The 19,612-nt window shown below is 40.4% G+C and carries 10 protein-coding genes and 2 riboswitches; of the genes, 2 read left to right on the top strand and 8 right to left on the bottom strand.

Translation table 11 applies throughout. The features are described from left to right. Nucleotides 1-174: 174 nt before the first annotated feature. Together BV60_RS0106360 and BV60_RS0106355 are read right to left on the bottom strand one after the other, a co-directional pair. A complete protein-coding gene (locus BV60_RS0106360; RefSeq protein WP_035777106.1) occupies nt 175-2,586 on the bottom strand; it encodes an ATP-dependent DNA helicase in 2,412 nt (803 codons plus the stop codon). Between the two features lie 179 nt (nt 2,587-2,765). Then, nucleotides 2,766-2,996: an HPr family phosphocarrier protein gene (locus BV60_RS0106355; protein WP_029320323.1), complete on the bottom strand. Its 231-nt coding sequence runs from the start codon at nt 2,994-2,996 to the stop codon at nt 2,766-2,768. Nucleotides 2,997-3,266: 270 nt separating this feature from the next. On the opposite strand from BV60_RS0106355, the gene asnA reads away from it, so the two are divergent. Both asnA and BV60_RS0106345 read left to right on the top strand, forming a co-directional pair. Further along, nucleotides 3,267-4,277: an aspartate--ammonia ligase gene (gene asnA, locus BV60_RS0106350; protein ID WP_029320321.1), complete on the top strand. Its 1,011-nt coding sequence runs from the start codon at nt 3,267-3,269 to the stop codon at nt 4,275-4,277. A 75-nt stretch (nt 4,278-4,352) separates the two neighbouring features. Next, nucleotides 4,353-4,451: riboswitch (TPP riboswitch) on the top strand. Between the two features lie 155 nt (nt 4,452-4,606). Further along, nucleotides 4,607-5,302 (top strand): energy-coupled thiamine transporter ThiT, encoded by a 696-nt coding sequence (locus tag BV60_RS0106345; protein ID WP_029320318.1) that lies wholly within the window; start codon nt 4,607-4,609, stop codon nt 5,300-5,302. A gap of 10 nt (nt 5,303-5,312) precedes the next feature. On the opposite strand, the gene addA is transcribed toward BV60_RS0106345, so the two are convergent. The 6 genes from addA to BV60_RS21745 form a co-directional block, all read right to left on the bottom strand. Then, nucleotides 5,313-9,083: a helicase-exonuclease AddAB subunit AddA gene (gene addA / locus BV60_RS0106340; protein ID WP_029320317.1), complete on the bottom strand. Its 3,771-nt coding sequence runs from the start codon at nt 9,081-9,083 to the stop codon at nt 5,313-5,315. A gap of 8 nt (nt 9,084-9,091) precedes the next feature. Then, entirely contained in the window at nt 9,092-12,718 is a 3,627-nt protein-coding gene (locus tag BV60_RS0106335; RefSeq protein WP_029320315.1) for a PD-(D/E)XK nuclease family protein, read from the bottom strand. 122 nt (nt 12,719-12,840) lie between these two features. Continuing rightward, nucleotides 12,841-14,019 carry a phosphoribosylaminoimidazolecarboxamide formyltransferase gene (locus BV60_RS0106330; RefSeq protein WP_029320314.1) on the bottom strand — a complete coding sequence of 393 codons (1,179 nt, stop codon included), beginning with the start codon at nt 14,017-14,019 and terminating at the stop codon, nt 12,841-12,843. Nucleotides 14,020-14,046: 27 nt separating this feature from the next. Then, nucleotides 14,047-14,757: an IMP cyclohydrolase gene (locus BV60_RS0106325; RefSeq protein WP_029320313.1), complete on the bottom strand. Its 711-nt coding sequence runs from the start codon at nt 14,755-14,757 to the stop codon at nt 14,047-14,049. Between the two features lie 128 nt (nt 14,758-14,885). Then, a riboswitch (ZMP/ZTP riboswitch) is annotated at nt 14,886-15,007 on the bottom strand. Between the two features lie 92 nt (nt 15,008-15,099). Further along, a complete protein-coding gene (locus BV60_RS0106320) occupies nt 15,100-16,470 on the bottom strand; it encodes a sodium-dependent transporter (RefSeq protein ID WP_029320311.1) in 1,371 nt (456 codons plus the stop codon). A 107-nt stretch (nt 16,471-16,577) separates the two neighbouring features. Further along, on the bottom strand, nt 16,578-19,481 hold the full coding sequence (locus BV60_RS21745) for a hybrid sensor histidine kinase/response regulator (protein WP_051656550.1): 2,904 nt from the start codon (nt 19,479-19,481) through the stop codon (nt 16,578-16,580). Between the last annotated feature and the right edge of the window lie 131 nt (nt 19,482-19,612).

The following is a 19,612-nucleotide window of genomic DNA, read 5'->3' as shown; positions in this document are numbered from 1 at the left end:
GTCATTTTTTAGTGTTATCCACCTCAAATTGTATAGATATCATTACTATTTTTCAAACAATTCAAACTATTAGCAACATTTAATGGTTGACATAATATTATCAATTCTAATCATTATGTTAACCATAACTCATTTTTATCTGAAAATACCCCGTATACTTATGATAGTTTCCAATCATCTACCTTCGTCAATCCGCTTCCAGAGTGCGTTTACGTCATTTTTGACTCTATCGGTCGATGTTTTTATGATCCCCTTCCATTCCCTTGGAAACAGTTCAAAATATGATCGTTGCAAAAAACGCTCATCCAAAAGTGCCACTATCCCAAAATCCTCTTCAGTCCTTATAACTCTTCCAGCAGCCTGAAGAACTTTGTTCATTCCCGGATATCTGTAGGCAAAATCAAAGCCATCCTCGCCATCAAATTCAAAATAATCTTTTATGATTTCCCTTTCATTACAAACAAGAGGAATGCCTGTACCAATAATTATTACGCCAATAAGGCTATCCTTTTTTAAGTCAATTCCCTCGCTGAATATTCCACCCATCATGCAAAACCCCAAAATACTCTTTGACGGTTCAACTTCTATTTCCATATTTATCACACTGCCAAGGTCAATATCATTCCCGGGTGTGAATCTACCTAGAAATTCATCTCTTTCCTCTTCACTCATTGACTCACTCTGAACCAGGATTTCCTGATTGTCTTCATCATAGAATTCCTGTTCAAAAATGAATCCAACCTCATCCATAAATTGCCTTGATGGAAAAAAGATCAGATAATTTCCGTTTCTAGCCTTAACAATAGCATCTATGTAAGCAGCAATTTTTCTGTATTCATCCTCACCTCGTCTTGCATATCTGCTTGTAACATCACAGGCAACAAGTCTTCCGCATCTTGAACTGTCAAAAACAGAATGCGCATATATTTCATAATCTTCTTTTTTCCCACCAAGCAGTTTTTTGTAATACTGTATAGGAAGCATTGTCGCGGAAAATAATATCGTTGACTTTGCACGTTCCATGCAATTAAACAAATTATCGGATGGGTCCACGCAAAGCAGTTTTATTCGAAAGCTCCCTTCTTCACAGTTCTCGGAGTATATAACATATTTATCGTTAATTAGTTCGTAAATATTTGCAAATCTGGATATTTCAAAATAAAAATCAAGAATATCATCACGGAAAAGTCCTTCCGAATGCTCCTCAAGATAATTTGAAATAACAGAAATAAGCAGATTAATTCTCTGCATTATAGGTGATATATCCTCTAAAATCTCGGCAGAATCATCTTCTTCCATAAGATTCTCCATTTCAGAAGACAATGCTCTTACAATTCCCGCAATTCTCGGATGAGCATCCGATATCAGCGCTTCAAAAGACAAAAGCATATCAAGAACTAACTCGGCACTGTACATATCCCTGCCTCTGTCCAGTAAATTATGTGCTTCATCTATCAAAAATATATTATTTCCACCGGGTCCGGCTGCAAAAAACCGTTTCAGATATATAAACGGATCAAAAACATAGTTATAGTCGCATATTACCGCATCCGCAAAAAGACTCATATCAAGAGAAAGCTCAAAGGGACACACATTGTATTTCATGGCATACTTAATGATCGTTTCCCTGTCGAAGCTGTCAGCATTTGTAAGAAGCTCATATATACAGTCGTTTATCCTGTCAAAATGCCCCTCCGCATAAGGACAGGCAACCGGATTACAATCACATTTATCCAGGAAGCATATTTTTTCTTTTGCTGTGAGCGTTACGGTTTTGAATTTCAGTCCCTGTTTCTGTCTTAAGAGTTCAAATGCTTCCTCTGCAACAGTTCTTGTTATTGTTTTTGCGGTCAGATAAAAAATCCTCTCTGCCTTATCTTCACCGATAGCCTTTACAGCAGGAAAGACTGTAGTAATGGTTTTACCTGTTCCGGTAGGCGCCTCGAGAAAAAGCTTCCTTCCGTGATAAATAGTCCTGTAAACACCAGCAGCAAGCTCTTTTTGCCCCTCTCTGTATGGAAAGGGGAACGCCATGCCATGTATGGAATCTTTTCTTTTATAGTCCCATGTGGCTATATATTCCGCCCATCGGTGATACGATAAAATAAGCTTATCAAACCATCCTATAATGCCTTCAGCAGTATATTCTTCCTCAAAAAGCTTCGTTTCCTCTGTATCGATATTGCAATATGTAATTCTTACACAAATATCCGAAAGCTCTCTTTGTTTCGTCAAAATGGCAGCATAGCATTTTGCCTGAGCAAGATGGACCTCATCGGGTTCTTTTATATTCTTGAGTTCCCTGTAAGTGCCCTTTATTTCATCCACAAGTAACGGCTTATCTTTTCTTTCCATAACGCCGTCTGCTCTGCCATCAATAGTCAATATGTAATTTTCACTTGAATAGGAAAAACTAAGCGATACTTCGGCCTGATACTCAGGTCCCATGCTTTTTTGGATCTTGCGATGAATTCTGCCACCTTCCTGCATGGCAGTATCCGGTGCATGATGAATTCGATTGTCAATATTTCCCGACCTTAAAAGGAACTCGACAAGGCTCCTGACTGAAATCTTTATTTCTTTCATTATGAATCCTTCTGATAATTATAATGAAGTATTTTCACATAATAAAACATACGAAAAACTCCCCATGACAGTATATCATGGGGAGCTCATTTATCAGATAATTATTTATAACGCTTCGCACTAAGTGCATTATTTACTACTACTTGTTGTAAATCAGTTACTATTATCCAGTTGCTTAATTAGCAAGCAACAGCATGCTCGCTAAGATATGATTCGAAATCCTGGTTGTATCCGCTATATCTAACTGTAAGTGGACGATCGAAGTTGAGTCCAAAGACACCAAGAATGGACTTAGCATCTACTGTAAAACGATTGTAGGATACATCTACATCGAAATCGCACTTTGTTGCAGCGTTAACAAAATCCTTTACCTGATACGGTGTTAATTTGATTATCTTCTTCATTTCCATATTCTTAAATCTCCTTACTCGAATGATTATATCTCATAAAACTGAAAAAATATTGTAGGTTTTCTTATGTTTTTCTTAAGATTTTCTTAAAACGATTAAGTTGATATGTTTTCTATCTATATTCGCATTATTAAATCATGATTACTGAGTATTTAATTAATAATTTTTTTATAGACAAATGTAATTATTTATAGATTATTCAATTTTTTTCTTGCGCTATGAAATAAAAAGCGTTTTAATCTTTATTATAGTTTAGAGAGGAGCATGGTTATGGAAAATCTAATAATTCCCAAAGATTACACTTCAGCACTAAATCTCCACGACACACAGGTAGGCATAAAAACAGTTAAGGACTTCTTTCAGAATACTCTTTCAGAGAATCTGAACCTTCTTCGTGTTACCGCACCTTTATTTGTGGCACCGGAATCAGGTTTGAATGATAACCTTAATGGCGTTGAACGCCCTGTTGCTTTTGATATTCGTGAAGAAAATGAACGCCAGGCTGAAATTGTACATTCACTGGCAAAATGGAAACGTTTTGCGCTTAAAAAATATGGTTTCAAGGTCGGCGAAGGTCTGTATACCGATATGAACGCAATCCGCAGGGATGAGATTCCCGATAATATCCATTCCGTGTTTGTTGATCAGTGGGACTGGGAAAAAGCTATTAATAAAGAAGACAGAAATTTCGATTTCCTGAAAGATACAGTTCGCACTATATATAAGGTACTCCGTAAAACAGAGAAGTACATGTCAATTCAGTATGATTATATTGAAGAAATACTTCCTCACGATATATTCTTCATTACTTCTCAGGAGCTTGAAGATATGTATCCCGGCAAAGATGCCAAGGAACGTGAATATCTTATTACAAAGGAGAAGGGTGCTGTTTTCATCATGCAGATAGGTGATCTTCTTGCATCAGGTGAGAAGCATGACGGCAGAGCACCGGACTATGATGACTGGGCTTTAAACGGTGACATCCTGGTTTATTATCCTGTACTTGATATTGCACTTGAGCTTTCATCAATGGGTATCCGTGTTGATGAGAATTCTCTTAAGACCCAGCTTGAAAAAGCAGGTTGTACCGAAAGGGCAGAGCTTCCTTTCCAGAAAGCTATCCTCAACAAGGAGCTTCCTTACACAATCGGTGGTGGTATAGGACAGTCAAGACTTTGTCTTTTCTTCCTCAGAAAAGCACATATCGGAGAAGTACAGTGCTCTCTCTGGGATGAGGAATATACAGAATTTGCCAGAAATAATGGTATTCCGCTTCTTTAAATTCAAAAAATAATGTTGACATTACCAACAAAATAGCTTTTAATTAAATCGATTTAAGAACTGAATACTACAAAATTTTTTTGCTAGGGGAGCTTTGCTGAGATGATGTTTTTCCATCGACCCTCATTACTTGAACCGGATAATACCGGCGTAAGGAAGCATTTATCTGATAATTAGTATCTATTTATTTTGATAAAGAGAACCTCCCTATAGCAAAATCAGGGAGGTTTTTTATTGTAATGCGTATTTTACATAGCATTACAAAAACAGACCTCCGTTAACATTTCGTCGGATATATGCATAAATTTATACCAGGAGGTTATTATATTATGTCATTATTTTTACAACAGGTAGAAGATACCTACGAAATCACAGTTGAAGGCTATGGCTTACTTGTAGTCTTACTTATAGCAGCGCTGATCGCAGCATGCTTTTTCACGGGAAGAGACAACAAAAACCACTTTTCCTCCAAACAACTTGTTTTCGCTGCAATGTGCGTTACACTTGCAATGATAACAAATATGATCAAGATATTTGATATGCCAATGGGTGGTTCAATAACTCTCTTTTCCATGTTCTTTATAACATTTGTAGGATACCTTTACGGACTGAGAGCAGGACTTACCTCCGCTCTGGCCTATGGTCTTCTTCAACTCATAACCGACCCGTACATAATCAGTATCCCGCAGCTTATCTGCGACTATATACTTGCTTTTGGTGCGCTTGGTCTTTCAGGATTATTCTCAAATAAAAAGCATGGTATGGTTTTAGGATATCTTACAGGAATCACAGGACGTCTTTTCTTCTCTGTTCTTTCAGGCGTGATATTCTTTGGTCAGTACGCAGCAGATTACGGAATGCATCCCTTTACCTATTCACTCGCGTACAACAGTCTGTATATAGGCGCAGAAGGAATACTCACAATGATTCTCATAAGTATTCCTTCCGTAAAAAGTGCCTTTAACAGGATTAAATATCTCGCTAATGAAGATGATGTAAGAGAAAAATTCTCCCATGCATCATAACGACAATATTTTACAGTAATATAGTTTCACCAAGGGTGAAGGAGTAGATAACTCTCTCCTTCACCTTTTTTTGTACAATTCTTTCAAGTGCCTGTTGATAGTAATCAAGCTGAACCTTGTACTTTTCAACAAGCTCCTCTGCTCTTCTGACTTTATCGGTTTTATAGTCAAGAAGTACTATTCCATCATCCTCTTCAAACCAGACATCGATTATTCCCTGAATAAGGACCTGTTCGGATTCCGGGAATTTGGGATTCACCAGATTTGCACTGATTCCCATCATAAACGGAGATTCCCTGAACAGCTTTCCTTTAAGCATTGCCTGCTTCATTCTGCCGCCAATCTCACTCTTATAGAATTTTAGGAAATCCTCCGTCTTAACGCTCTCAAATGCACCGGCCGGAACCTTTCCCTTTTCCTCCATGTGTTTGATCCATCCGGAAAGATCTGCTGTTATATCATCGATAGAGTCATCTCCCGTTCCGTATAAAAGCTCCATAATTCTGTGATAAATAGTACCTCTTGCGGCACCTACTGCCTTTTTCTCTTTATCCGATATAAATTCCGGTACGATCTCTTCTTCCGGTATAAGCTGATATGCGGGTTCGTTCTCACTTTCAAGCTGTGCTTTTTTCAGTTCCGTGACTGTTGTTTTAACATAGAGGTCCTCATAATTTGAAAAAGCATAACTATGGCTGAATCTATCCTCAAAAAGCTGCACATACTGCTGTTCTTCGGGAGAAATATCAAGAGTCAGCTTTTGAAGCCTTACCTTTGCAGATACCTCCTCCGTAATTTCCTTTGCAGTAAGCTCATCCGCCGACATCAGCCTGAAGGCAAAAGGAGGCTCATTGCCTGTTTCTTTATCGGTTGCCTTAACAGGCTCGCAATCTATGCCTGCTCCCTTGCAGATAGCCTCAAATTCAGAGTGCCTCGCAAGCGCCATTAATACCAAATCCTGATAGGAACCTGCAGAATTTCTAAGATAATAAGGCAGAAGGTATGGCTGCTCAGTATCTTCCGGCTGTCTGTTCCTAAAGCTCATATACTTTTGAAGCTGCCCGCCCAGTTCACTGTCAGCTATTTTCTCGCCGTCTCCAATCTTGGTCTGCCCTGTCATAATAAGCTTATCCTTAGCTCTGGTCATAGCAACGTAAAGAATTCGCATTTCTTCGCCCAATATATCAGACTTCATAACATCGCTCATAACACTCTTTCTAAGTGTCCTGTATTTTATGCGATGCTCAAGATCCAGCGCATTTGCGCCCATTCCCATATCCATATCAAGAACAACAGACTGCATGGTATCCCTGTAGTTAAATGACTTGGACATGCCGGATAAAAACACTATAGGGAATTCAAGTCCCTTACTCTTATGAATACTCATAATACGCACAACATCGGCGTTTTCATCAAGTATATTCGCTTCACCGTAATCCACTTCATATTTTTCAAGCTGTTCAATATATCTTACAAAGTGGAACACACCGCTAAAGCTCGTTCTTTCGTAGTCAGATGCCTTCTCGCAAAGCATATTAAGGTTAGCAAGACGCTTGGCTCCTCCGGGAAGCGCTGCGCAATATTCTCCGTAATGCGTATCATTCAGGATATGACGAATAAGCTCATTTACAGGTAAGTACTCGGCCTTTTTCCTGTATTCATGAATAAATGCCAGAAAATCACTTATTTTCTTTGCCAGTTTTTCACTAAGTATGTCTGCTTCAGCTGATGTATCTTCCGCCTTCTCGCTATCCCCATTCCTGTTATCCCAATCACCGGTGTACTTTAACAAAATGTCATAGAAGCTGTCATCATCAAACAGATTTTTTTCCGCGTCCTTCTCTCTCATTCTGTCAAAGGATTTTATAAGTGCCAGTTCCTCATCCGAAAATCCGCCTATAGCAGAATGCATCACACTGACCAAAGGCACATCCTGTCTGGGATTATTCAGGATTCTTAAAAAATTCAATACCGTAACCACCTCTGTAGCTGAAAAATACCCTGTTCTCGATTCCACATAGGCAGGTATTCCCTTACTTTCAAGTACCTTTCTGAAAACATCATCCCATCCCTTGGTAGTTCTTAGAAGAATAACTATATCCCCGTACCTTACGGGTCGCAGCTCCTTATCTTCACCTGTGACAATACCGGTCTTCATCAATTCCGCAATTCTTGAGGCTATCATCCCCGCCTCTGTTTCCTTCGCTTCCTCGGATGAAGAATCTTTAATATCAGCAAGCATCAGCTCCGTAGTAAAGGCATCTTTTTGCGCCTCCTCCGGCTTGGGGAATTCACCGCCGGTAACAAGTCTTGCATCTTCGTTATAACTGACCCCGCCAAGGTCATCACCCATTATCTGCTCAAAGACATAATTTACTCCGTCAAGGACTTCTCCTCTGCTTCGGAAGTTATTGTGCAGAGATATCTTTCTCTTGTCAGCGCCCTCTTCCCACGAGTAGGTTTTCATTTTACCCATGAAGATTTCAGGTCTTGCAAGTCTGAACTTGTAAATACTCTGCTTAACATCGCCAACCATAAACCTGTTGTAGATGCCTTCATCTTCTCCCGAAATAGCAGAAAGGAGGAGCTCTTGTACTTTATTTGAGTCCTGATACTCATCTATCATTACTTCTTCATAATAGTCTCTGTACTGCTTTGCTCCGCCGTTTAAAATAATATCAAGGGCGAGATGCTCCATATCGCCAAAGTCAATGATACCCTTATCACGCTTTTTCTCATCAAACTTTTCCTTAAAGCTTATTGCAAGCTCCGCAAGAGTCTTTACCGGCTTTGCAGCATACTCCATATGCTTACATATTGTCTTTTTATCCTCAGCAAAATATTTATCGACAATTGCTTTTAATTGGTTTTTTCCCTTTTCCCGGTAATTCTTTGCAGCCTCACGCTTATCCGCATTTATTGACTCATCCTTCTTACGTGATAAGGTTCCAAAGCTCATATTAAGAACCTCAGCCCTTATCTCATCAAAGCTTTTGCCCGCTGCATTTCTGATACTGATTAATTTATCATGCTCCTCTTCGAGCATATCCGCATAAACATAAGGGCCATCCGGCTCATTAGACAATGCCAGAGCTTTGGAAAAATACTGGATGCATTCATCAATTGCAGCTGCAATCTGTTTTTTACTAAGCTTAACAAATTCCGCCTCTTCAAAAGAGGCCTCATTAAGGAAATAATCATTCGCCCTTTCGGAGAGCCATTCTTCGGGAAAGGGCATACTCATGGCATAATTGTAGAGCTTTAAAATATAATCCTCCACATCCCTATCACTGTTACCTGTAGCAAAATACTCCATACAATTAAGGAACTCAGGATCTCCCTCTTCATATTTGTTTTCAAGAAGTTCCTCAAGCACATCCGCTTTAAGAAGCCTCATCTCACCTTCATCCCCTACTCTGTAGGAAGGATCAAGATCTATATCATTAAAGTTGTTCTTTATCACATATTGGCAGAATGAATCTATTGTTGTTATCTGGGCGCCGTGAACAAGCGTCTCCTGCCTTTGGAGATGCGAATTTGTCGGGTCCTCTGAGAGCTTTTTCTGTATGGCTGCAAGGATTTTCTCCTTCATCTGAGCCGCAGCTGCCTTGGTAAAGGTCACCACCAAAAGCTTATCAATATCTATAGGGTCATCACCCGTAATTCGCTGTATTATGCGCTCAACAAGCACTGTAGTTTTTCCGGAACCCGCTGCTGCCGACACCAGAACATTAGAATTCCTGGCATCAATAACTGATTGTTGTTCGGTTGTAAATCCCATGTTTCACCTCATCTGTTGCTGTCCCTTATCAGATCCAGTATCTCCTCATCCTTCTTTGCGGGAAGGTCCCTTGTACAATAACCGGGAACAGACTCATCAAAGCCGCATATAGACCTGAACCTGCAGTATCCGCAGGCATTTTTAGTCTTCAATACATAAGGATTGACTTCAATATCACCCTTCATTATTTTTCTGCCGCTTTCCTTTATAAGATTCGTAACATACCCGGATACTTCTTCAAAGTCATCCGCCGTCATTACATTGGAGCCTAACTTCGCAAAATCGCCGTCCTTTTTGAACTTAACGGGAATTACATCAGATATCTCCCCTGCCTCTCTGTCAAGCAGCTTCACAACTTCTCTGCTCTTTTGAACAAGACCTTTCATGCGCAGCTGTTTACGGACTTTCGCATTAATATCATCACTCGTACTATCCTGTGAAATGTCATCTCCCTCAAGAACCGGGTCACTTAAGTGATAGTATAAAATCGCGGCGGGAACAATCTCTTTTCCTCTGTTCTTTGCCTCAGCCATGCCTCTCGCCACATTCATATACATAACAAGCTGAAGTTGTAATCCGTAGTATAATGCGCAAAGATCAAATTCCTTTTTACCTGATTTAAAATCTATCACCTTAATATATACATGATCCGCATCCTCAAAGGTATCAATCCTGTCAATGCGTCCCGTAAGCCTCATTCTTTGAAGGATTCTTCCTCTCTCATCCTCTGTCAGATTGATGTTTATGGCATCGATCTCACCTGCTTCGTCAAAGGACGTTTCCATACTTTTTGGCACAAAAGATCCTTTCTTTAGCTGATACTGTAAGGTATCGATACTTCTGAGCAGTATCCTCCTGATCCTCTGCATCAGGTATTCATTGCGCTTACTGCTCTCTAGAATATTACCGTTATAATCGGCTGTATATTCCTTTAATGCTTTATCAAGTAATCTCTCACCCTGTTCTTTATCAAAATCATTCCAGGTGAGGTTCTCTTCTTCCAGTTTTCTTGAAAATGTCTCAAGGGCGCCATGAAAAACAGTACCAAGATCCGATGTATCAAAGGAAAACTCTTCTCTCTCATCAAGCCCTAGTCCGTGTTGCAAAAAATGCGCATAAGAGCACTCAGCAAACTTCTCCAGTCTGGAAACGGAATTCCTCAGATAATTGCTGTAGAGAAGTGCTGCTATACTCTCGGACAGAGCCTTGTGCTCATATCCAAAGCCTGCTGCATCTATCATCGCAGTCAGTCTGTCCCTGTCATCATCAGACCCGCACCTGCTAAGTGAATGATACAGCGCAAGAAACGCATCCTCCTTGCTGCCTGTCATATAGCCTCTCGAATAATCCTGAATATGAGATGCAACATAGTCTATTCCGTTATTCTTAGTCTGGATTATGTTACTGCAGGTACTTCTGTCAAACCTCTCTGTATGTGCATTCGGGAACAATGATTTCACTTTTCCTATCAGATATGCCGGGCGTATGCTCTTACCATCATTATCAATATGAGAATACGACAGATAAAGTCTGTCTGAGGGCTTCGTCAGATTCATGTAGAGATATAATCTCTGTATATACATCTGCTCTCTGGGGGTAGGCGCAAGTTCTATATCAATCTGAGAATCTGAGAGAAACTGCCTCTCTATATCTGAAATGATGCCACCCGTACCTGCTGATTTAGGAATAAGATCATCGTTTACTCCAAGGAAGAAAAGAACCTTAACTTCCTTAAGTCTTGTTCTCTCAATATCGCCGACAACTATCCTGTCAACACTCTGCGGTATGGTTCCTATCTCGATATCTCCAAAGCCCACGTCAAGGATATCAGCATATTCCTTAAAGGTTAGCTTCTCATCGCCCATGAGTGCGGTCACCTGTTCCAGAAGTGCCATAACCCTGCGATAAATCACATCATATTCCTTTGACCTGATCGCATCCTTCTCATTTACGAAGAGAGTCTCGTACTCACTTACCTTCTCTGCAGCGTTAATCCCTATAAGGAAGTCGTAAAGAGCCTTTGAATAGTCAAGAACGGTTCCGCCCTCCGCATTAAACAGAGGTGTAAGAGAATCTACTGTCCTTTGTCTTAATTCATTTATCTCATCGAGGTACTGTTTTTTCAGCTCCTCAAATATATCATTTTCGCTGTCCTTTAAATCGGACACTTTGGGTTTCCTCAGGATTTTTGCGGGAATCTTTGTAAAACCGTTCTCCCACCCCTTCTTGCCTCGAATGCCAAGAGCTCGTACATAATTCTCCAGTTTGTCGGTTTCCTCTGCAGAAAGCGGAGAAAGTCCACTTCTCAAATAATGAAAAACAGATTCATAGCTGTAACGTGATGAAACCGTTAATAATGCGCTTCTTATGGCCTCAATCAGAGGATTCAGTTTAATATTTCCGGTCTGATCAATATAAACGGGAATATCGTATTTTAATGCCTCAGAAGCCACCGTCACCTCATATCTTTCAAGACTTCCGCATACAATTGCAAAATCCCTGTAATGCATGCCTTCACAGCTGCGTATGATGCTTTTTATTTTGGAAAATGCAAGCTGCACTTCCTCCCCCACAGTATCAGCCTCAAGAATTCGAATACACTCTCCGGGCACACCCTTTTCCACAGAATAACCATCCTCTTTATTATCCTCATCAACCTTTTTGGACAATTCATACTTTTCATTCCCATATCTGAAAAGATGCTGTTCCAAAAAAGCCAGTTCGGGATTTAATGCATGTCTTGTATATTCTCCGTTTTTAAGAAAAATCGCATTCTTTGTACTATAGTAATCTGCCCATCTGTCAAAATCGGGAACAGCAGCGGGATCTTCATATTTCTCATTCTCATATTCAAGGCGCAATAAATCATGTACCGTCTTTTTAGTAAGTAAAAACAGATCCTGCTCTGCGTTTTTATCATAAATAAATGGATTGTCTTCCTGCCCTATGGTACAGGAAAAGATGACTTCCGATGAATACTGCAAAAGTTTGGCTATAACCTTGTACTGTACCGGAGTAAACCCGGTAAATCCGTCAAAAGCTATAACACTGTCGGAAATCAGTTTTGACAAAGGAATAGCTCTGCACAGAACGTCCAACAGTTCCTCCTGTGCAATGTAGTTTCCTTTAATATATTTTTTAAATTCAGAATAAAGAAGCTGCAGGTCAAGGAGCTTTGCCTTAAGAGCCCCCTTGTTTTCGCAGGCACTTATTATTTCATCAAGCATCTCCGGTTCAATGCTGTACTGCATAAATTCGGAAATAGTGGACTTAACCTCATCTATATAGCCCATTTTATGCATACTGCCGCCTATAACCGGAAGCTTATCCTTTAGCCCCTCCGCTACATGGCGAAGAACAAGGCTTTTTCCCATATCATCCAGGACTTTATCATGCTCTGTTCCAACCTCTTCGAAAATTCGATGAGAAAGTCTTGAAAAACTGATAACATCAATATTCATGATGCCATGTCTCGGATGCTGTTTTACTATATCCAGCTGCGTCTGCATCGTAAACTGATCCGGTACAACTATAAGAAAATTCCTCTCCGGCTCTCTGATACTTCTCTCAATTATCTCCTGCCTGATATGAAAACTTTTGCCCGATCCCGATGCACCAAATATAAAACGCAGCATAACACACTCCTTTAAAAAAGTTTGCCACGCTGCGTAACCGTTCACGATTCCTTATGAAAATATAGCAAACGCGGCTGATTATCCAGCAATAATCAGCCGCATAATAACCCTTTTACAGCCAATTAATGATGGAAAAATCTCATGCCCGTAAATGCCATAACCATGTTGTGATCATTAGCTGCCTGTATTACGTTGTCGTCTCTTACAGAACCACCGGGCTGTGCTACATATTTTACACCACTCTTGGCAGCTCTTTCAATGTTATCTCCGAAGGGGAAGAACGCATCAGAACCAAGCGCAACATCTGTGTTCTTATCAAGCCACGCTCTCTTATCTGCTTCGGTGAACACTTCAGGCTTTACCTTAAACAGGTTCTGCCACTTGCCATCCGCAAGGACATCCATGTAATCAACACCGATGTACAGATCGATAGCATTATCTCTGTCTGCACGACGAATATTTTCAAGAAAAGGAAGCTCCAATACCTGAGGTGACTGTCTGAGGAACCAGTTATCAGCCTTTGATCCGGCAAGTCTTGTGCAGTGGATTCTTGACTGCTGGCCTGCACCGATACCGATAGCCTGTCCGCCCTTAACATAGCATACAGAATTTGACTGTGTATATTTTAAAGTAATAAGTGAAATAAGAAGGTCCTTCTTTGCAGCATCGGGAAGATCCTTGTTATCTGTAACAATGTTTTCAAGCATCTTGTCATCAATAACAATATCATTGTGACCCTGTTCAAAGGTAATGCCGAATACCTGCTTTTTCTCAAGCGCTGCAGGCTTATAGGAAGGATCAATCTTGATAACAGCATAGTTGCCGTTTTTCTTTGCTTTAAGGATCTCAAGAGCCTCATCAGTATAACCCGGAGCAATGATACCGTCTGAAACCTCTCTCTTAATAAGACGTGCGGTATCCTCATCACAGGTGTCTGAAAGTGAGATAAAATCTCCAAATGATGACATTCTGTCAGCACCTCTTGCACGTGCATAAGCACTTGCCATAGGTGAAAGATCACCAAGATCCTCAACCCAGTAAATCTTCTTCTCAATATCTGTAAGCGGAAGACCTATTGCTGCACCTGCGGGTGAAACATGCTTAAATGATGTTGCTGCCGGCATACCTGTTGCTGCTTTAAGCTCCGATACAAGCTGCCAGCCATTAAATGCATCAAGAAGATTGATGTATCCGGGCTTTCCGTTAAGTACTTCGATAGGAAGATCAGAGCCATCCTCCATGAAAACTCTTGAAGGCTTCTGATTAGGGTTACATCCGTATTTAAGTGCTAATTCTTTCATTTTTCTCTCCTTATGATCATATCTGATTTATTTCACATTCTTGTTTACGATACGTGTCTCGTATTTTCCTGTCTCGATATCGATGAAACGTGTGAAAAGGGATACCTTATTGTCTGCATTTAAGTTTTCCCAGATCATGTTTGTGAAAGTGTCGATATCACCGGAAATCTCAACCTCTGTAGGTTCGCCTTCGTAGCTCGGAAGCGGGTTGCCGTCACCCATATATGTGTGGATGAAATAACCTTTGCCTGCCTTGGGCTTTTCATATGTATATGTAAAACGCAGACATGTTGAAGGATCATTGTGATCGCTCTTAAGAATAGACATGGAAATGTCATATTTTCCGTCATCAATATTCATAAGTCCTGAAATTCTGGGTGTAAAGTTAGGAGCATCAGGCTCAAATTCTCTTGTTCTAAGTGACTCCTCGAAGGACTGACCTGCTTCCATGAGTTCATAGATAGTATCTGTCTGGTCACCGTTTGTAACGATTGTATGATTGCCTCTTACACGTACAGGTGCATAGATAATAAGACTGGGATCCTCAAGCTTTGCAGGATCGAATGCTTCTGTACGGATTCCTTCGCCTTCTGTTACGAAAACGCGGTTTCTGCTATTCTCGCTTCTTCCCATGATAAAGTAAGCTGTTACAGCATACTTTCCGTCTGCACTTGTTCCGATCACTATTCCGCGTCCCGGATACGCATTTGAACTAAGCTCTTTCTTTAAATCTACCATGATTTCTCCTTTCGTCTTTACAGCTTAAGGTTTCACTAATTGCCGCCATGGGCTTTACTTTGTGAGTCCGCATCGCTTGTATTTATCCAAATAAGATAAAAAAACCGCCTGAGCATACCATTCTCAAAAACGGCTGCCCAGGCGGTCGACAATTCAATTCATTACTCCGAATAAAATAATCATCATAGCAGAGTAGTTCAGCCATACTCCCTCGTGGTTACCCACTTATCCGCCAGTCGTACAGCAAAATTACTTTAACCTAAATGCGACATAATTTCAATATGTCTTTTTTACCAAATATATTTATTTGTTGTTGCCACATATCTTTAACTGTGACAAAAATCATTTAAAATAGCTGATCAGGCCATAAACAGACAAGAACAGCAAAACTGCGGGAAGCACTGTTTTAAAGTATAATCGCAGCTTTCTACTTAGTTTTAGTCCCATCCCGCCATTAACTTCCTCAAGGTAATTGTCAAATCCCCATCCGTACTTTGTCACACAAAAGAGACAGCAGATTAAAGATCCTATAGGCAAAAGAAGGTTGCTTACAATAAAATCCTCAAGATCCATTATGGTATTGCCAGCTTTTAACGGCTGAATAAAGCTGAGTACGTTAAAACCAAGCGCACAGGGTACAGAGCCAAGTGTTATCACTATTCCCGCTATCATAGCCGCATGCTTTCTCTTAACAGCAAAAAGATCGATCAAAAAGCTGACATCATTTTCAAACACACCGATCATTGTCGAAAGTGCCGCAAAATACATAAAAAGGAAGAACAGGCTTCCTATAATTCTGCCACCCCTCATGGACGCAAACACGTTTGGAAGAGTAAGGAAAATAAGGCTCGGTCCGCTGTCCGGTGAAACACCGTAGGCAAAGCAGGCAGGTATTGTTATAAGTCCCGCTACTATCGCAACAAATGTATCAAGCCCTGCAACTATAAGTGCTTCTCCGACCAGACTCCTGTCTTTTTTTATATAGCTTCCGAATATCTCCATTCCGCCTATTCCGAGGCTTAGTGTAAAAAAGCTCTGATTCAGTGCACCGTAAAGCACATTCCCGAGACCTGCTTTTTTTACATTTTCCACATTTGGCATGAGATAAAATTTTACGCCTTCATGTGCACCCGGAAGAGTAAGTGACCTTATTCCCAAAAACATCATGATAACTATCAGCATGACCATCATGATCTTCGTAATTTTTTCAACACCGTCCTGAAGTCCCATGGATGCGACAACCACGGTTATCAGCATGGTAATAACCATAAAAATGATAAGCGTCGACGGACTTGTCATCATTTCCCTATAAAGAGTATCTATTGCCTCCGGCGACTGTCCTTCAAAGTATCCCAGAAGTGAAAAAACAAAATACCTCAAAATCCATCCGGAAACAACCGAATAAAACATAAGCAGAAGGTAATTGCCTATAATTGCAAAAATACCGGTTATATGCCATTTGGTCCCTTTTGGCTCAAGCTTTTTATATGCAAGATAAATACTTAGTCTACTCGATCTTCCTATAGCATATTCCATCGTAAGTATCGGAACTCCCAGAACCAGCAGGAAAATAATATAAGCGATTACAAAAAGTCCGCCTCCGTATTCTCCAACCATATACGGAAATCTCCACACATTTCCAATTCCGATAGCACAGCCTGCAGATAGCAGAATAAATCCCATTCTGCTGCCCAATGATTCACGTTCACCCATAACTAATTCCCCTTAATATACATAAAAAGTTCCGGCAGCATGGCCGGAACTTTGATTATACCATATTCTATCTGCATTCAACAGTTTAACTTTTCAAAACATCCTTACTATCTGTCATCATCTCTGATAAGACTCTTAAGTGTCTCATATACGATATCAGGTTCAACAGGCTTACTTAAATGCGCATTAAGCCCTGCCTGAAGGCTCCTCTGAACATCTTCATCAAAGGCATTTGCTGTCAGCGCAATAATCGGAATTTTCTTCGCATCTTTCCTATCCAGAGCTCTGATAGCCTTGGTAGCCTCAAGTCCGTCCATTTCCGGCATTCGCATATCCATGAGAATTGCATCATAGTACCACTCAGGATGCGATTCAAAAAGCTCAACGGCTATTTTTCCGTTTTCCGCATGATCCGCTTCAATACTCCTCATACTAAGCACCTTCATCATAATCTTGGCATTTACCTTGATATCTTCTGCCAGAAGTACCCGCCTTCCTTCAAGTACTGCCTTGCTTGTTTTTGCCGAGTTTCTGATGTTCTTCTGTATAAGTGCTTCCTTAAACTGTTCCAAAACAAAGGACGTATTAAGAGGTTTTGACACAAAACTGTCAACTCCTGCATTTATTGCCTCATCAAGCACATCATCCCACTGCTGCGAAGTCAGAATGATTATAGCTGAGTCATCACCGATTATTTCACGCATCCTGCGCGTTGTTTCTATGCCATCCATCTCGGGCATTTTCAGATCAACAAGTATAAGGCTGTACGGTTCTCTCCTTGCATGATGGAGTTTGACCATCTCCACAGCTTCGGCTCCGGATGCGGCACTTTCCGCAACTATACCAATCTTTTCAAGTTCAACCTTTGCATGCTCACAGGCTATTGGGTCATCGTCAATGATAAGAACTGTCGTCTCGTGAGGATTGATATCATCTATTTCATCATCATTATCCTTCCTTTCGGAATCCATCAGAGTAACGGAGACCATAAATTTGGTCCCTTTGCCCTTTTCACTGGACACCTCGATTCTTCCGTTCATCATCTCAACGATACTCTTGGTTATAGCCATTCCGAGACCGGTGCTGCCATACTTATTAGTACTTGAAGAATCCTCCTGACTGAAGGCATCAAAAATCTTGGGAATAAATTCTTTATCCATGCCCACACCATCATCCTGCATAGTAAAAGTAAGCGTGGACTTCCCGTCAAAGCGTGCGGTTCGCTCAACCTTTAGCATAACATTTCCGCCCTGCCCGGTGAACTTTACGGAATTTCCCAAAATGTTGATAAGTACCTGCTTTAGCTTCATGTCATCGCCGATATAATAATTATCAATATCACCCTTTATCTCACAATTATAGTAGAGCCCCTTATCACTGCACTGACTGCCAATAATTGTATTTACTTGCTCAATAAGCTTTGTAAATGAAAACTCCTCATTTTTAATTACCATCCTTCCGGACTCAATTCTGGACATATCAAGTATGTCATTGATTATCTTTAAAAGATGTCCGGCAGAGCTTCCGATCTGCTCAAGATATTCTCTTGTTCTGTCCGAAATCCCCGTATCACTTAGGGCAATCCTGTCCAGTCCTATAATTGCATTCATGGGTGTTCTGATCTCATGACTCATGTTTGAAAGGAAAACAGTTTTGGCCTTACTTGCTTCCTCCGCAACAGTCAGCGCATCGCTGAGCGCCTGACTCTGTTCAAGTGATTGTCTCATCTCATTGTCAACATCAGTAAAGCCCACACCAATCGAATGTACTATATGGTCATCTCTGTCCTCTGCCCTTCTTACCCCCGCAATCCTAAGCATCTCATAGGATTCCTTGTCATCTCTGGAAACCAGATATCTGTAAGCAATAAGTGCTTCTGTTTCAAGTCTCTTCCTTATTGAATCAGGATTAATAAACTCAAGAAATCCCTCTCTGTATTTTCCCTCAACATATTCATGGGCATAACTGGAAAATGTTTCGCTGAATATGAATTTTTCTCCCTCAGCAAGTCCATCTTCAAGCTTTGAATGTGCCCTGTAGCAGACACCGGTATCCCTGTCAAGATTAACGTAATATACGCTTCTGTAATCAGCTGCAAGCGCAGTGATCATACTGTTGGCACGCCTTTGTGAATGATCCAGATACTCCCGCAAAATCTCATGGACAGAATGAACCTTTTCTCCTATTTCCTGAATATCGTCTATTGCATCCTCCGTAGCCAGGAAAGATTTTTTCTGTACCGAAACATCTGCTTTCTTTTTTCTTTTAATCAGGCTGCTATCGGTGTTGGCGTTGGATTCAAGCTCCCTTGTTATATCATCTATATCCTTTGTAAGCTCTATAACTTCTTCATTTATCTCACGGAAATGATTCCTGACTCCGCTCATTACTACTGAAACCACTATTATTCCAAGACCTATTGTAAAAAACAGATTTATGAGAATTGTCCTTATAAACTTCTTTATCTGAGCCTCATACCATTCCGTTGAAAAGTCCACCGCAACAATAGTTGCAACCTCCCCTTTCGAATTAAATACCGGGCTGTAGGCACTGTAAAAAGATCCCCATTCATCTTCATATGGCTGCTCGTCAACGGCAGGTGTACCGAGACTTGCTTTATATAGTGCATCCGTATAAACGACATCAGCGCCAAAGGGTGCCGGATCAAGAACCGTGGGATCTATGGAAAAAGTAAAATGCTTATTTCCCTCATCATTAATGCAATAGATATACTTGAGTTCTATGGCATCCTGAAAAGCTTTAAGATTATTCATCTGGGATTCATATTCTTCAGTCCCCTCATCCTCTGGAGAAATATTCTCCATAATATCCCCATCAAGCATAGCTGCAGCAGTATTTGCTATATCCAGCATCCTGGCATTTATTATTGTTTTAATTGAACTTCGGGATTGATTCATCAAAATTAAGCCCATCAGCACGTTGCCGATAAGCAAGATAGCAGAAACTACTATGACAAGCTGCATTGTGAGCGTGAGTTTTCTCTTTTTCATGTCGCTTCTCCAAATATTTGCAACACAATTACAATAATTCACCACAATACCTTTATGATAATACGAATTAATCGTATCATAATAACAATGATAATTCTATTAAGCAGGTATTAAAAATGGCTTAAAAATGG

Source organism: Butyrivibrio sp. AE3004 (genome assembly GCF_000703165.1).
In the GTDB taxonomy this organism is placed as follows: domain Bacteria; phylum Bacillota; class Clostridia; order Lachnospirales; family Lachnospiraceae; genus Butyrivibrio.
The sequence above is the reverse complement of the archived record's forward strand: the minus strand, read 5'-3'. Positions and strand labels throughout refer to the sequence as shown.

What these genes read in the sequence shown, in the direction of transcription:
- BV60_RS0106360 (WP_035777106.1), bottom strand. Translation starts at nt 2,586, where the DNA reads ATGAAAGAAATAAAGATTTCAGTCAGGAGCCTTGTCGAGTTCCTTTTA.
- BV60_RS0106355 (WP_029320323.1), bottom strand. Translation starts at nt 2,996, where the DNA reads ATGGAAATGAAGAAGATAATCAAATTAACACCGTATCAGGTAAAGGAT.
- asnA (WP_029320321.1), top strand. Translation starts at nt 3,267, where the DNA reads ATGGAAAATCTAATAATTCCCAAAGATTACACTTCAGCACTAAATCTC.
- BV60_RS0106345 (WP_029320318.1), top strand. Translation starts at nt 4,607, where the DNA reads ATGTCATTATTTTTACAACAGGTAGAAGATACCTACGAAATCACAGTT.
- addA (WP_029320317.1), bottom strand. Translation starts at nt 9,083, where the DNA reads ATGGGATTTACAACCGAACAACAATCAGTTATTGATGCCAGGAATTCT.
- BV60_RS0106335 (WP_029320315.1), bottom strand. Translation starts at nt 12,718, where the DNA reads ATGCTGCGTTTTATATTTGGTGCATCGGGATCGGGCAAAAGTTTTCAT.
- BV60_RS0106330 (WP_029320314.1), bottom strand. Translation starts at nt 14,019, where the DNA reads ATGAAAGAATTAGCACTTAAATACGGATGTAACCCTAATCAGAAGCCT.
- BV60_RS0106325 (WP_029320313.1), bottom strand. Translation starts at nt 14,757, where the DNA reads ATGGTAGATTTAAAGAAAGAGCTTAGTTCAAATGCGTATCCGGGACGC.
- BV60_RS0106320 (WP_029320311.1), bottom strand. Translation starts at nt 16,470, where the DNA reads ATGGGTGAACGTGAATCATTGGGCAGCAGAATGGGATTTATTCTGCTA.
- BV60_RS21745 (WP_051656550.1), bottom strand. Translation starts at nt 19,481, where the DNA reads ATGAAAAAGAGAAAACTCACGCTCACAATGCAGCTTGTCATAGTAGTT.